General features: G+C 73.8%; 11 protein-coding genes. 8 read left to right on the forward strand and 3 right to left on the reverse strand.

Going from position 1 to position 14177, the window contains the following annotated elements; all coding sequences use genetic code 11:
- The first annotated feature begins 127 nt into the window (after positions 1-127).
- The 7 genes from ACFPCY_RS25415 (at position 128) to ACFPCY_RS25445 (ending at position 8052) form a co-directional block, all read left to right on the forward strand.
- Positions 128-1699 (forward strand): alkaline phosphatase D family protein, encoded by a 1572-nt coding sequence (locus ACFPCY_RS25415; protein ID WP_378259203.1) that lies wholly within the window; start codon positions 128-130, stop codon positions 1697-1699.
- 100 nt (positions 1700-1799) lie between these two features.
- On the forward strand, positions 1800-2507 hold the full coding sequence (locus ACFPCY_RS25420; RefSeq protein WP_378259205.1) for an alpha/beta hydrolase: 708 nt from the start codon (positions 1800-1802) through the stop codon (positions 2505-2507).
- Positions 2495-3139: a Type 1 glutamine amidotransferase-like domain-containing protein gene (locus tag ACFPCY_RS25425; RefSeq protein WP_378259207.1), complete on the forward strand. Its 645-nt coding sequence runs from the start codon at positions 2495-2497 to the stop codon at positions 3137-3139. The genes ACFPCY_RS25420 and ACFPCY_RS25425 overlap by 13 nt, the downstream gene beginning before the upstream one ends.
- A gap of 102 nt (positions 3140-3241) precedes the next feature.
- Entirely contained in the window at positions 3242-3724 is a 483-nt protein-coding gene (locus tag ACFPCY_RS25430; protein WP_378259209.1) for a (2Fe-2S)-binding protein, read from the forward strand.
- The gene (locus ACFPCY_RS25435) at positions 3721-6072 is read left to right on the forward strand and encodes a xanthine dehydrogenase family protein molybdopterin-binding subunit (protein ID WP_378259211.1); all 2352 of its coding nucleotides are present in this window, start codon (positions 3721-3723) and stop codon (positions 6070-6072) included. Before ACFPCY_RS25430 ends, ACFPCY_RS25435 begins: the two co-directional genes overlap by 4 nt.
- Positions 6069-6929, forward strand: a complete 861-nt coding sequence (locus ACFPCY_RS25440; RefSeq protein WP_378259213.1) for an FAD binding domain-containing protein — start codon at positions 6069-6071, stop codon at positions 6927-6929. The genes ACFPCY_RS25435 and ACFPCY_RS25440 overlap by 4 nt, the downstream gene beginning before the upstream one ends.
- Positions 6930-7086: 157 nt before the next feature.
- Positions 7087-8052, forward strand: a complete 966-nt coding sequence (locus ACFPCY_RS25445; protein WP_378259215.1) for an SRPBCC family protein — start codon at positions 7087-7089, stop codon at positions 8050-8052.
- 59 nt (positions 8053-8111) lie between these two features.
- Here ACFPCY_RS25445 and ACFPCY_RS25450 read toward each other — a convergent pair whose 3' ends face one another.
- The gene (locus ACFPCY_RS25450; protein WP_378259217.1) at positions 8112-10745 is read right to left on the reverse strand and encodes a M4 family metallopeptidase; all 2634 of its coding nucleotides are present in this window, start codon (positions 10743-10745) and stop codon (positions 8112-8114) included.
- A 196-nt stretch (positions 10746-10941) separates the two neighbouring features.
- On the opposite strand from ACFPCY_RS25450, the gene ACFPCY_RS25455 reads away from it, so the two are divergent.
- On the forward strand, positions 10942-11673 hold the full coding sequence (locus ACFPCY_RS25455; RefSeq protein ID WP_378259219.1) for a class I SAM-dependent methyltransferase: 732 nt from the start codon (positions 10942-10944) through the stop codon (positions 11671-11673).
- Between the two features lie 131 nt (positions 11674-11804).
- Here the strand turns inward: ACFPCY_RS25455 and ACFPCY_RS25460 are convergent, their stop codons facing one another.
- The gene (locus ACFPCY_RS25460) at positions 11805-12500 is read right to left on the reverse strand and encodes a class I SAM-dependent methyltransferase (RefSeq protein ID WP_378259221.1); all 696 of its coding nucleotides are present in this window, start codon (positions 12498-12500) and stop codon (positions 11805-11807) included.
- A gap of 20 nt (positions 12501-12520) precedes the next feature.
- The gene (locus ACFPCY_RS25465; protein ID WP_378259223.1) at positions 12521-13777 is read right to left on the reverse strand and encodes a glycosyltransferase; all 1257 of its coding nucleotides are present in this window, start codon (positions 13775-13777) and stop codon (positions 12521-12523) included.
- Positions 13778-14177 lie beyond the last annotated feature (400 nt).

Here is a 14177-nt window from a genome sequence, read left to right on the forward strand (position 1 = left end):
CGGACGGCGAACCCGCCCATGACATCCCCTTTCGCACGCCGTTCACCGGACGTCCATGTATGGGCCGGAAACCCGCTTCCGGACAGGGAGAGCATGCGGCCCGGTAGGACCGGAAAAGGAGTCGGGCATGGAGCTGGACAGGCGGAATCTGCTGCGCGGCGGACTGGTGGCGGGCGGCGGCGCGGCGCTCGGCCTGCTGTCCGGCGGGACGGCCGGTGCGGCGGGCCGGACCGGCCCCGCGCTGGTGCGGGCGGGCCGTCCCCGCGCGACGCACGGCGTGCAGGCCGGCGACGTCACCGCGCGTGACGCCGTCGTGTGGACGCGGTCGGACCGTCCGGCCCGGATGCTGGTCGAGGTGTCGCGCCGTCCGGACTTCCGGGGCGCGGCGCGCTTCCGCGGCCCGGTGCTGACCCCGGACACCGACCTGACCGGCAAGACCTTCCTGCGCGGCCTGCCCGCGGGCGAGGAGCTGCACTACCGCGTCCGGCTCGCCGACCCGGACCGGCACGGCGTCGCGTCCGAGCCCGTCCTCGGTCGGCTGCGCACCGCGCCGACGAGGCGCCGCGACGTCTCGTTCGTCTGGTCGGGCGACCTCGCCGGGCAGGGCTGGGGGATCAACCCCGACCTCGGCGGCTACCGGATCTTCAACGCGATGGCCGCGCTCGACCCCGACTTCTTCCTGTGCAGCGGCGACCTCGTCTACTCCGACGGGCCCGTGCAGCAGAGCGTCGCGCTGCCGGACGGCCGCACCTGGCACAACCTGGTGACTCCCGAGAAGACGAAGGTCGCCGAGACCCTCGCCGAGTACCGCGGCCAGTTCCGCTACAACCTGGAGGACGCGAACTTCCGCGCCTTCAACGCGCGCGTCCCGATGCTCTACCAGTGGGACGACCACGAGGTGCTGAACAACTGGTATCCCGGCGAGGTCATCGACCGTCCGGGCTACACCGAGAAGCGCGCGGACGTGCTGGCCGCCCGCGCCCGCCGCGCGATGTTCGAGTACACGCCCATCGCCGTCCGCGCCCGGGTCGGCGGCCGGATCTTCCGCAAGGTCTCCTACGGCCCGCTGCTGGACGTCTTCCTGCTCGACATGCGCACGCACAAGAACCCGAACTCGCCCGGCACCGAGACGTCCGGGCCGGGCCTGCTGGGCGCCGAGCAGGTCGCCTGGCTGAAGCGCGAGCTCCGCGCGTCCCGCGCCACCTGGAAGATCATCGCCAACGACCTCCCGCTCGGCCTCGTCGTCCCGGACGCCACCGAGGGCAAGCCGAACATGGAGGGCGTCGCCCAGGGCGACGGCGGCAGGCCGCTGGGCCGCGAGCGCGAGTTCGCCGACATCCTGAGCCACGCCAAGAAGCACCGCGTCCGCAACATGGTCTGGCTCACCGCCGACGTCCACTACACGGCGGCCCACTACTACGACCCGGCCAAGGCGTCCTTCTCCGACTTCGACCCCTTCTGGGAGTTCGTCTCCGGCCCCCTGAACGCCGGCGCCTTCGGCCCCAACGCCCTGGACACCACGTTCGGCGCCACCCTCAAGTTCCAGCAGGCCCCGCCCCACGCCAACACGTCCCCCGCCGAGGGCTACCAGTTCTTCGGCCAAGTCGAGATCGACGCCGAGACCGAAACCCTCACCGTCACCCTCCGCGACATGACCGGCAAGCCCCTCCACACCCAACCCCTCACCCCGGCCCCCTGACCTTGAGGCGGGAGATCGAGTTGCCGGGGTGATGTGGGGCTTGTTCCTGGTGATCTGGTTCCGCCATGATTCGCGGAGGTCACGCGGGAGGGGCTGCTGCATGCGCGGGTTCGGGGTCGCGGGGGTCGTCGCGGCGGTGGCTCTGGCCGTGGGCGGCTGCGGGTCGTCCGGGGGTGGGGCCGAGCCCGCGGGGACGCCGTCGAAGGTGCACTCGACCGTGCGTCCGGCGTGCCTGATGAACGAGCCGAACGCGACGTTCACGTGGGCCGGGGACAGCCAGGTGCTGATGCTCGGGAGCGGCACCAAGGGGGTGCTGCTCGCGCCGCAGGTCGACGGCAGCGCGTGCAGCTGGATCAACGAGATGCACCGGCTCGCGCAGGCCGGGTACCGGGTGGCGGCCGTGAGCTACGAGGACGACCGGTCCAGATCGCTTCCGGCGGCGCTGAAGGCGCTGCGGGACGCGGGGGCCGCCAAGGTCGTCCTCATGGGGGCGTCGGCGGGCGGCGGGCTCGTGCTCGACCAGGCGGGCGGGCTCCGGCCGGCGCCGGACGGCGTGATCGCGGTCAGCCCGGTCGAGGTCTGGAAGCAGCCGCCGGGGCCGGAGGGGTATCGCGGGCCGGTCCTGGTGCTGGAGTCGAAGTCCGACAACTCGGCGCCGCTGGCGGACGTCCAGGCGCTGGCCGCGCGGCATCCGGGCGGCGCGCAGACGCTGCTCTTCGACGGCAACGACCACGGCTACTCGCTCGTGCTGATCCAGGATCGGGCGCGGAAGGCCATCGACGCCTTCCTCAAGAAGTGGCTGGGCTGACGGTGCGGCTCTATCTGTCGTCCTTCCGTTTGGGAGACCGGCCGGATCGGCTGCTTGAGCTCTGCGGAGACCGGCGGGAGGTCGCCGTCATCGCCGACGCGCTGGACGGCGGCTCCGAGGACGCGAGGAGCGAGGGCGTCCACAGGGAGATCGCGGCGCTCGCCGAGCTCGGGTTCGCGGCCGGCGAGATCGACCTCCGGAAGTTCGCCGGGCGTCCCGAGGAACTCGCGGACGCGCTGGGACGCTTTCCCGTGATGTGGGTGCGCGGCGGCAACGTGTTCGCGCTCAGGTACGCCATGGCGCGCAGCGGAGCCGACGCGATCATCACTCGGCTCGTGCGCGAGGACGCCGTCGTCTACGCCGGGTACAGCGCCGGAGCGTGCGTGCTCGCGCCCAGCCTGCGCGGGCTGGAGGCGTGCGACGATCCGGCGGTCGCGCCCGAGGTCGTCTGGGACGGTCTGGGCGTGCTCGACTTCGCGTTCGTCCCGCACGTCGACTCGCCCGGGCATCCCGAGTGCGCGGCGCTCACGCGGGTCGCGGACGCCTACCGCCGGGACGGCGTGCCCCACCGCGCGCTCAGGGACGGGCAGGTCCTCGTCGTGGACGGGGACGGCCCTCCGGTCCTCCTCTGAACCCCCGAAATCGGTGTGAGTCAGATCACCTGAAGGGGTGGTCGGGCGGTTCGGCGCGGCATACGTTCGTGGAGTCGTGTGTCCCGAGGGAGTGAACTCCGCATGCCACGAATCCGTGTCGAGGTCGACGGGGCGACGTACGAGGACGACGTCGAACCGCGGCTCCTGCTGGTCCACTATCTGCGCGAACGGCTGGGGAAGGTCGGTACCCCGGTCGGCTGCGACACCACCAACTGCGGGGCGTGCACCGTCCTGCTGGACGGGCTGAGCGCCAAGAGCTGCTCGGTCCTCGCCGTCCAGGCGGACGGCCGGTCTGTCACCACGGTCGAGGGGCTCGGCCTGGACGGCGGCGACCATCCGCTGCAGCGGTCGTTCCACCGCGAGCACGCGCTCCAGTGCGGCTACTGCACGCCGGGCATGATCATGGCCTCGCTGGACCTGCTGCGGGAGAACCCCGACCCGTCCGAGGACGAGGTGCGCGAGGGCCTGGAGGGCAACCTCTGCCGGTGCACCGGCTACCAGAACATCGTGCGCGCGGTGCGGGGCGCCGCCGCCGAGATGCGCGGCAGCGAGGTGGCGCCGTGACCGAGATCGGGCGGGCCCGCCCCCGCAGCGAGGACGCCCGGCTGGTCACCGGCCGGACGCGCTGGACCGACAACATCACCCCCGCCGGGACGCTGCACGTCGCGTACCTGCGGAGCCCGCACGCGCACGCACGGATCGACCGGGTGGACGTCGAGGCCGCCCGGACGCGGCCGAACGTCGTGGCCGTCCTGTCCGGGGCGGACCTCGCCGCCGAGCAGGGCTCGCTGCCGTGCGCGTGGCAGGTCACCGAGGACATGAGGCTGCCCGCGCATCCGCCGATGGCCGTGGACGAGGTGCGCTACGCGGGCGAGCCGGTCGCGTGCGTCGTGGCGCGCGACCCCTACTCGGCCGTGGACGCGCTGGAGGACATCGACATCGACTACACGCCGCTCCCGGCGGTCGTGGACATGGAGGCGGCCCTCGCGGACGGCGCCGACCTCGTCCACGCGGACCTCGGCACCAACGCGTCCTACACGTGGGTGTTCGAGCAGGGCGACCTGGACGCGGCACTGCGGGACGCGCCCGTCACGCTGGAGCGCCGGTTCGTCCAGCAGCGGCTGATCCCGTCGGCGATGGAGCCGCGCGCGGTGCTCTGCGAGCCGGACGGCTCGGGGCCGAACGCCGACTACACGCTCTACTCGGCGACGCAGATCCCGCACATCCTCCGGCTGATGCTGTCGGTGGTCACCGAGATCCCCGAGCACCGGATCCGGGTCGTCGCGCCGGACGTCGGCGGCGGCTTCGGCTCCAAGCTCCAGGTGTACGGCGAGGAGGTGCTCGCGCTGCTGCTCGCGCGGCGGCTGGGCCGTCCGGTGAAGTGGACCGAGTCGCGCAGCGAGGGCAACATGGCCGTCCACCACGGGCGCGACCAGATCCAGAAGGTGACGCTCGCGGCCGACCGGGACGGCCGCGTCCGGGGCCTGAAGGTCGAGCTGCTCGCGGACATGGGCGCCTACCTGATGCTGGTCACGCCCGGCATCCCGCTGCTCGGCGCGTTCATGTTCCCCGGCATCTACAAGATGGACGCCTACTCCTTCACCTGCACCGGGGTGTTCACCACCAAGACGCCGACCGACGCGTACCGGGGCGCGGGACGGCCCGAGGCGACGTTCGCGATCGAGCGGCTGATGGACGACCTGGCCGCCGAGATCGGTGTCGATCCGGTCGAGGTGCGCCGCCGCAACTGGATCGCGCACGAGGAGTTCCCGTTCGAGACGATCGCGGGGCTGACCTACGACACGGGCGACTACGAGGCCGCGACCGAGCGGGCGCTGGCGCTGTTCGAGTACGACAAGCTGCGCGCCGAGCAGAACGACCGGCGCGAGCGGCGCGACCCGGTGCAGCTCGGCGTCGGCGTCTCGACCTACACCGAGATGTGCGGGCTCGCGCCGTCCCGGGTGCTGGGCTCGCTGTCGTACGGCGCGGGCGGGTGGGAGCACGCGTCGGTGCGGGTCCTGCCGTCCGGGAAGGTGGAGGTCGTGACCGGCTCGTCCGCGCACGGGCAGGGGCACGAGACCGCCTGGGCGCAGATCGCGGCGGACCGGCTCGGCGTCCCGTTCGAGGACGTGCGGGTGCTGCACGGCGACACGGCCGTCTCGCCCAAGGGCATGGACACCTACGGGTCGCGGTCGCTGGCGGTCGGCGGCGTCGCGCTGTACCGGGCCTGCGACAAGGTCGTGGACAAGGCCCGGACGATCGCCGCGCACCTGCTGGAGGCGTCCGAGGACGACCTGGAGTTCGGCGAAGGCCGGTTCAGCGTCCGGGGCGTCGCCTCGGCGGGCCTGTCGATCCAGGAGATCACGCAGGCCGCGTTCGCCGCGCACGACCTGCCGGACGGCCTCGAACCGTCGCTCGACTCCGACGCCACGCACGACCCGGAGAACTTCTCGTTCCCGCACGGCACCCACCTGTGCGCGGTCGAGGTGGACACCGAGACCGGCTTCACGAAGATCCGCAGGTACGTGGCGGTGGACGACGTCGGCAGGGTCGTGAACCCGCTGATCGTGGAGGGTCAGGTGCACGGCGGGCTCGCGCAGGGCATCGCGCAGGCCCTCTACGAGGAGGCCGTGTACGACGCGGACGGCAACCTCACCACGACCACGATGGCCGACTACCTGGTGCCGTCCGCGGCGGACCTGCCGTCCTTCACCACCGACCGCACCGAGACCCCTTCCACCGGGAACCCGCTCGGGGTGAAGGGCGTCGGCGAGGCGGGCACGATCGCCTCGACCCCGGCCGTGGTGAACGCGATCGTGGACGCGCTGCGGCCCTACGGCGTCCGCGACGTCCCGATGCCCTGCACGCCCGAGCGGGTCTGGAACGCGCTGCGCGAGGGAGGCGGCCGGTGATCCCCCCGAACTTCGACTACCTGCGTCCGGACACGCTGGACGAGGCGGTGCGGATGCTGCCCGACGCGGGCGAGGACGCCAAGCTCCTCGCGGGCGGCCAGTCGCTGATGCCGCTGCTGCGGCTCCGCCTGGCCTACCCCGACGTGCTCGTTGACCTCGACCGGATCGAGGAGCTGCGCGCGATCCGCGACGACGGCGACGCGATCGTCATCGGCGCGACCGCGACGCATCACCAGGTCATGCACGACCCGCTCGTCCGGGAGCACGCGCCGCTGGTCGCGAGCGCGACCGCGACCGTGGCGGACCCGGCCGTCCGGCACCGCGGCACGTTCGGCGGCTCGCTCGCGCACGCCGACCCGGCCGGGGACCTGCCCGCCGTCGCGCTCGCGCTCGACGCGGTGATGCTCGCCCGCTCGGCGGCGAACGGCGACCGGGAGATCCCCGCCCGCGAGTTCTTCGTGGACTGGATGACGACGTCGCTGGAGCCGGACGAGCTGCTCGTCGGGGTCCGCGTCCCGAAGCTCGGCGCGGGCTGGGGCTTCCACTACGAGAAGTTCCACCGGACGGCGCAGGCATGGGCGATCGTCGGCGTGGCGTGCGCGGTGCGGCGCGTCCAGGGCGCGGTGGAGGACGTGCGGATCGGCCTCACCAACATGGGCCCGACGCCGCTGCGCGCGACCGCCGTGGAGGAGCGGCTCGGCGGCGGCACGCTGTCCGACAGCGCGCTGCGGGAGGCGTCGGCGCACGCGTCCGAGGACACCGAACCGCCGTCCGACCTGCACGGATCCTCCGAGTACCGGGTCCACCTCGCCGAGGTCCTCACGCGGCGCGCGCTCCGCGCCGCGACCGCACGCTGACCGGACCGGAAGGGCACGCGGCCCCGCCGGCCGCGCGCCCTTCCCCCGCCCCCGCCCGGCGGGCGGTCCGCCGGGGGCCGGCGGGGGCGTCTGGCGGGCGACGACACGCGGAACGTAGGGTCGCCTCGACCCCCGGACGAGAGAAGGACCCGAAACCATGGAGCTCGACCACGAATTCACCGTCCCCGTCCCGGTGGAGCGGGCCTGGCCGGTGCTGCTCGACGTGGAGCGCGTCGCGCTCTGCATGCCGGGCGCGACCCTCGACTCGGCGGCGGACGAGGAGTACCAGGGACGGCTGAAGGTCCGGGTCGGCGCGATGACGATCACCTACCGGGGCGTGGCCCGGATCGTCGCCGCCGACGCGAGCTCGCGCACCCTCACGATCGACGCGCGCGGCAAGGAGGCGCGCGGCTCGGGCACCGCGAACGCCACCGTCCAGGCCCGCCTGCGGGACGAGGACGGCACGACGCGCGTCTCCGTCCACACCAAGCTGAACGTGACGGGCCGTCCGGCGCAGTTCGGCCGCAACATCCTGTCCGAGGTCGGCGCGAAGCTCGTCGGCCGCTTCGCGAAAGCCCTGGCCGAGGAGCTGGAGGCGTCCGAGAAGAGCTCTGGCGACGCCCCCGCCACGGACGAGATGTCAGTCAAGGCGAACAACCCGGTCGCGGACGCGGCGCCGGTCGCAGACCTGGCACCGGTCGCGGACGCTGCGCCGACTGTCGAGTCGGTGCCGACCGTGGACGAGGTGCCAGCCGTGGACGAGGTACCGGCCGTGGACGAGGTACCGGCCGTGGACGAGGTACCGCCCGTTCCGTCCGTGCCGCAGCAGCGGCCCGCGAGCCCGGTCGAGCGCGGCGAAGCCACCGCCGAGCCCGCCGAGCCCGTCAAGCCCGCTGAGCCTGTCGCGCCTGTTGAGCCTGTCGAGCCCGCTGAGCCTGTCCCGCCCGTCGAGAAGGAAGCGGCGCCCGCGCCGGTCACCCGGATCCATCCGCAGCGGGCGGACGACGCGATCGACCTCCTTGAGGTCGCCGGGCCGTCGATCGCCAAGCGCGCCGTGCCCGTCCTCGGGGCCGTCGCGTTCCTGCTCGCGCTGTTCTACCTCCTCCGCCGTCGCCGCCGCTGACGACGCAGATGCGAAGGGCCGGGACGCGCGCGTCCCGGCCCTTCGCATGCTCGACGGGATCAGCGGCAGGCGCGGGCGGGACGGTCGCGCGTCACCAGGTCGGCGCGTCCGGCGGTGCCGTCCACCCAGACGACGCGGCGGCCGTCACCGACGCCGAACCGTCCCTGCTCGCCCCGGTCGCAGGAGACCGGGACCGGAACACCGCCCCCCGCCGGAAGCTGGAACAGCTTCGGCAGCCCGGCGTTCGTGAAGATGTCCGCCGCGGACAGCGCGTCGTAGGTCACCCATGCCTCGTTGCCCTTGAGCGCGATGATCCGCGGCGCGTTCGGGCCGTCCGCGAGGACCGGCGTCACGCCGCCGCCGTCCACGTCGGCCCGGGAGATGCCCACGCGGTCAGGGTCGGCGTCGGTGTCCTCGGCGAAGAACAGCGTCTTTCCCGTCAGGTAGGGGAGGTCGGCCCGGCCCTTGGACGCGATGCCGGTCTCCTTGCCGGTGGCCGTGTCGAGGACGGCCGGACGGGCGCTGCCGTCCGGCCGGTACCTGACGTAGCCGATCCGGCCGTCCTTGACCGTGGCCTGCATGGTCAGCCCGGCGTGGGACGGGTCGGCGTCCACCGGTTTCCGGTCGCCGAGCCTCATGTACCGGACGGCGGCGGACGAGCCGTCCGGCGAGACCTCGGTGAACGCGAGCAGGTTCCCGTCCAGCGCGACGTCCTGGAGCGAGCCGGGCGAGGTGTATTGGACGGTCGCGGGCGCGCTCAGGTCGGCGGGCCGGGTCGCCACGGAGTACGCCCCGGTCTCGAAGTCGAACTGGACCCAGGCGATCGTCCTTCCGTCGGTCGCGAGCGGCCACGGCCACAGGTTGTCGCCGCCGAAGACCTTGACGGGCGCGCCACCGCGCAGGGTGCCGGTGTAGACCGACGGCAGTTCCCCGCCGTCCGGGGTGGAGTCGGTGAACACGTACCGGTCGCCGGCCACCGCCGGGCTCGCGTCGTCGGTCAGGTTCGCCTTGAGGATCGTCGCGTCCAGGCCGATGCGGCGCTCCCAGCCCGGCCTGATGCCGTGCCGGTCGAACGCCGACCGGACGACAGCGCGGTCCCTGCCGGAGTAGCGCAGCGCGCGGGCGGCGGCCTCGACGGCGCGGCGGCCGTCGGTGAAGCCGTCCAGCGGCGTCATGTACTCGGCGAGCGCCTTGTAGGCGAGCTTGTCGCCGCGGTCGCCGCCGAGCGCCTTGCGGATGTCCCACAGCGCGCCGGAGAAGATCGTCGAGTTCAGGTGCACGCCGCCGTTGTCGACGCGGAGGGACGCGCCGACGTAGTCCCTCGCGGCGTTCCGGCCGTCGTCGAGGCGGCGGAGCGCGCACTGCTCCGGCGTCCCCGCGCGGCACAGATCCTCGCCGAGCAGCGGCGCGCGCGGATCGGTCATCGGGATCTTCAGCGCGTCGAGCTGGACGGCGTTGCCGAAGTAGTCGGCGATCCCCTCGTTCATCGCGCCGGACTGGCCGAAGTACGCCAGGTTCGCGGTGTGCTCGACGACGCCGTGCGTCATCTCGTGCCCGTCCACGTCCAGGCCGGCCGCGAAGGAGTAGTAGTCCTCGCCGCCCCCGCCGTACACCATCTTGGTGCCGTCCCAGAAGGCGTTCTCGAAGACGCCGCCGCCCGCGGTGACGTTGACGACCGAGTTGATCGCGCCGCCTTTGCCGTCGAGGCCGTCGCGTCCGAGCCGCTTGTAGAAGTCGTAGACCTGCCCGGCGGCCCAGTGCGCGTCCACCGCGCCCGACTCGGACGCGGAGGGCGGGAACGCAGTCGAGTCGGACGACGCGACGGGCGTGTCCGCGGGCAGCTGCCGGCCGTCGAACACGCTGACGTCCCTGCCCTGCGCGTCGTAGGTGACGATGCCGCCCGCGGCGCGGGTGGTGTCGCGCAGCTCGACCCTGCCGTCCGCGCGCCGCCAGGCGGGGAACGTCCGGTCGCGGCCGTGCGCGTCCTTGCCCGTCGCCTGGACGGGGCCCTCGGCCGCCTGGAGCCGGTCGAAGCCGAGCGCGGCGCCCGCGCCGTGCGCGTCGATGTAGACCTCGCGCAGCATCGGCTTGCCGCCGCGCGCTCCGCCGAGCTGGAAGTGCCAGGTCAGCTGGCCCTTCCCGCGCGGTAGGACGGCGAGCCCGAGGGACCGGACGGTCGTCCCGCGCAGTTCGGCGAGTCCGGCGTTGCCGTGCGTCCGCACGGTGGCGAACAGCGCGGCCTTCCGGGCGACCGCCTCGGACACCGTCGCCGTGGTGTCCACGGAGAGGCCGGTGAAGTAGCGGCCGCCCGCGCCGGTCACGCGGTCGCGGTCGAGGTGGACGAGGTACTGCCCGCCGAGGACGGGCAGTCCCCGGTGGCGCTGCTCGAACCGGACGGTCCGCTGCGTGCCGTCGGCGACGACGGCGAGCGGGGCCAGGTCGCGGTCCGGGTCCTGGATCTTGTAGCGGCTCTCGCCGAGGTGCGCGCGGGCGGCCCGCACCGGGTCGCCGGACGCGGCCTTCTCGTTCAGGCCTTCGACCAGCGCGGGCGCGGACGCCGTGGTGGGGACGCCGCCGGTCGGCGGGGGCGGGTCCTCGGCGGGCGCGGCGGACGCGGCGCCCGGAACGGCGAGGCCCGCCGCGAGCACGGCCGCGAGGGCCGTGCCGAGCGGTGCGAATCGGTGAGGGGACACGGAGCCTCCGTGATGCGGGGGGGTGCGAGTGCGGTCACTCCGTCATAGACGCCCCTCGAACCGCCATCACTGGCAAAAGCTCACATAGATGTACATAGCGGATACAGCAAATCGCGCGGCAAGGCGCGGTCAATGATCCTCCGCGTGCCGGTGGCGACGTTGGCGGAGCGCCGGGCGGTTCCGGTCGGCTTGGGGCGTGCACACCCTCATCGAAGGACGGCCCGCCGCGCCGCCGCGTCCCCGCGACTCCTGGTGGGACCGGGAGCGGCGCGCGATCCTGTCCCGCGAACTGCGCCGCCTCGGCTCGCCCGGCCGCGCCGCGCACCTCGGCTGCGGGGACGGCGGGGACAGCCTGCACCTGCGCCGGCACGGCTGGCGGACCACCGCGCTCGACACCGACCCGGCCGCGGTGGCGGCCGTCCGCGCGCTCGGCGTCGAGGCCGTGCACGGGGATCCGCGCCACCTGCCGCTGCCGTCCGGCGGCTTCGACCTCGCGGTCGCGTTCGGCGTGCTCGCCCGCATCGAGGACGACCACCGCGCCGCCGCCGAGATCGCGCGCGTGCTGCGGCCCGGCGGGACGGCGCTGGTGTCGGTGCCGCACGACATGCGGCTGTGGTCCGCGCACGACCTGACCTGCGGGCACGTCCGGCGCTACACGCGGGACATGCTGACCGCGCTGCTCGCCGGTGCCGGGCTCGTCCTCGACCGGCTGTGGAACTGGAACGTGCTGCTGCGGCCGCTCGCCCGGCTGCGCCGCCACCACGTGGCGGGCTGGGAGACGCGGGAGCGCCGCCCGGCCGCCGACCGGGTCCTCGGCTGGATCGTCCAGGCCGAGGACCTGCTCCCGCTGCACTCGCTGCCCGGCACGACGCTGTTCGCCCGCGCGCACCGTCCGCTGGACGAGCCGGACCCGGCGCCCGCGGCCTGACCCGGCAACAACCCGGTCAGCCCCGGGACGACGGACTTACAGCCCCGTCAGGCTCCGGGGCGACGGGGTTACAGCGCTGTCAGGCCCCGGGTGACGGGGTTACGGTCCGATCAGGCCCCGGGGTGACGGGGTTACGGCCTGGTCAGGCGGGCGACGAGCGACACGCCCGGCAGCGCGCCGACGGGCAGCGCGCGCTCGGCGGCGACGACGGCGTGCAGCGACCGGTCGAGCCAGCCGGGCAGCGCCTCCAGGTCGCAGCCGGTGGACGCGCGGCGGCGCATCCGGACGACCGGCCGGAGCAGCACGTTCCAGCTCCAGAGCCGTCCGATCTCGAAGCCCGCGTCGGTCAGCACCTCGGCCAGGTCGGCGCGGTCGTACCGCCGGACGTGCCCGAGCGCCTCGTCGTGCGCCGACCACAGCCGCATGTCGCACGGGACGGTCACCAGCGCCGCGCCGCCCGGCCGGACGACGCGGGCCAGCTCGCGCGCCGCGCCCGCGTCGTCCTCGATGTGCTCCAGGACGTCCAGCGCCATCGCGAAGTCGAAGGAGGCGTCGGGGAACGGCAGGTCGCAGGCGTCGCCGAGCCGCGCGTCGACGCCGCGGCGGCGCGCCGCCTCGACGCCGGCCGGCGACGCGTCCACGGCGACGGCCTCCCAGCCGCGGTCCAGCAGGACGCGCGTGTTGCCGCCGCCCGCCGCGCCGACGTCCAGCCCGGTCCCCGGACGGCCCAGCCGCCGCAGCTCGCGCGCGACCAGGTGCCGCCGCTCGCGGTACCACCAGTTGCGCTCCTCGACCGCGACGACGCGCTCGACCTCGATCGTGTCCATGATCCCCCCCAGTGAGTCGGTCAGCCGCGGCGCGCGAACACCCAGCGGTCCAGCGCGCTGAACCGGAGCGTGACCAGGCACGACGACACCGCCAGCAGCACGCACGCCTCGCCGATCCGGCCCGGCCGCAGGGTGGCCGCGAGCGTGACCGCGACGGAGGTCAGCACCCAGTTCAGCGCGGCGAGCAGGGCGGCGCGCGAGTGCACGAACGCGCGCCGCCCGCCGCGCCGCGGGAACGTCCAGCGCCGGTTGGCCTCGGTGTTGACGGCCGTGCTGAGCAGCAGGCCGCCGAGGTTCGCCGGGACGGGCGGCAGTCCGCCGCGCAGCAGCAGGTACCCGGCGGTGTGGAACACCGTCGCGAGCAGCCCGGCCGCGACGAAGCCGAGCAGCGTGGCCCACCTCCCGGACGTCCGGCCGAGGACCGCGTCCGGGTGGGCGGGCGCCGGTTCGGGCCGTTCCGGCAGGCCGAGCGCGGCGTCGCCGCGCATCATCGCCCGCGCCGTCCGGGCGAGGCCGCGCAGGTTGTGCGCCGCCGTCCGGGCGACGCGGACGCGCGAGTCGACGTCCTCGACCCAGTCGACGGCGACCTCGTGCACGCGCAGGCCGTTGAACTCGGCGAGCAGCAGCATCTCGGTGTCGAAGAACCAGTCGTCGTCGCCGATCCGCGCGGTCAGTCGTCCGGCGACGTCCGCGCGGGCCGCCTTGAACCCGCACGCGGCGTCGGTGAAGCGGGCGCCGAACCCGATGCGGAGCAGCCCGTTGTAGCAGCGCGACACCGCCTCGCGGCGCAGCCCGCGGCGGATCCGCGCGCCGCGCCCGAGCCGGGTCCCGATCGCCAGGTCGGAGTGCCCGCTGACCAGCGGCGCGACGAGCGGCAGCAGCGCGCCGAGGTCGGTGGACAGGTCCACGTCCATGTACGCGACGACGGCCGCGTCGCTCGCCCGCCACGCCGCCTTGACCGCCGCGCCCTTGCCCCGGACGTCCAGCCGCCGCATCTGCACGCCGGGCAGCTCGGCGGCGAGGGCGTCGCCGATCTCCGAGGTCCGGTCGGTGCTGCCGTTGTCGACGACGGTGATCCGCCACGTCCACGGGAACCACTCGTCCAGGTAGGCGTGCAGCGTCCGGACGCCGCCCTCCAGAGCCCGCTCCTCGTTCAGGACGGGGATCACGATCTCCACGACCGTCGCGTCCGCCCCCACGGCCCGGGGCGGCGGCGCGAGCGTCGCCGGGCGGGCCTCCGCCGGCGTCGCCGGGCGGGCCTCTGCTGACGCTGCCACGGCTACTCCCTCTCCGGAAACGGGTACGGACGGCACCCATGAAAGTGCCGTCCCGCCTCCGAAGACAGCGACAAAGAAGCGCCAAGACTTTTCTTTGAATCAAGCATTGCCGCGAACGTGACCGGGGTGCCCTGAATAATCCGGAGCATGGCCAACACCGTCGAAGTGAAACAGCGGACGCCGCACCGCGACGAGTCCGGAGGACCACCGGGATCACCCCGGCGACCAGCGGTGATATCCGCCGCCGTCCTGCTCGTCGCATTCGTCGCGATCGGCGGCGTCCTGTGCTTTCTCGGGATATTCGTCAGACCCGCGTCGGACGATTTCCGCTTCATCGTCATCGAACGCCGGGACGGTTTCCTCGGCGCGTCCTCGTTCCTCTATTCCTCGCTCACCGGAC

It is taken from the genome of Actinomadura gamaensis (assembly GCF_042652125.1).
GTDB lineage: Bacteria > Actinomycetota > Actinomycetes > Streptosporangiales > Streptosporangiaceae > Spirillospora > Spirillospora gamaensis.

Bases quoted from the DNA above. Each gene is read 5' to 3' on its own strand.
- ACFPCY_RS25415 (WP_378259203.1), top strand. From the start codon at position 128: ATGGAGCTGGACAGGCGGAATCTGCTGCGCGGCGGACTGGTGGCGGGC.
- ACFPCY_RS25420 (WP_378259205.1), top strand. From the start codon at position 1,800: ATGCGCGGGTTCGGGGTCGCGGGGGTCGTCGCGGCGGTGGCTCTGGCC.
- ACFPCY_RS25430 (WP_378259209.1), top strand. From the start codon at position 3,242: ATGCCACGAATCCGTGTCGAGGTCGACGGGGCGACGTACGAGGACGAC.
- ACFPCY_RS25445 (WP_378259215.1), top strand. From the start codon at position 7,087: ATGGAGCTCGACCACGAATTCACCGTCCCCGTCCCGGTGGAGCGGGCC.
- ACFPCY_RS25460 (WP_378259221.1), bottom strand. From the start codon at position 12,500: ATGGACACGATCGAGGTCGAGCGCGTCGTCGCGGTCGAGGAGCGCAAC.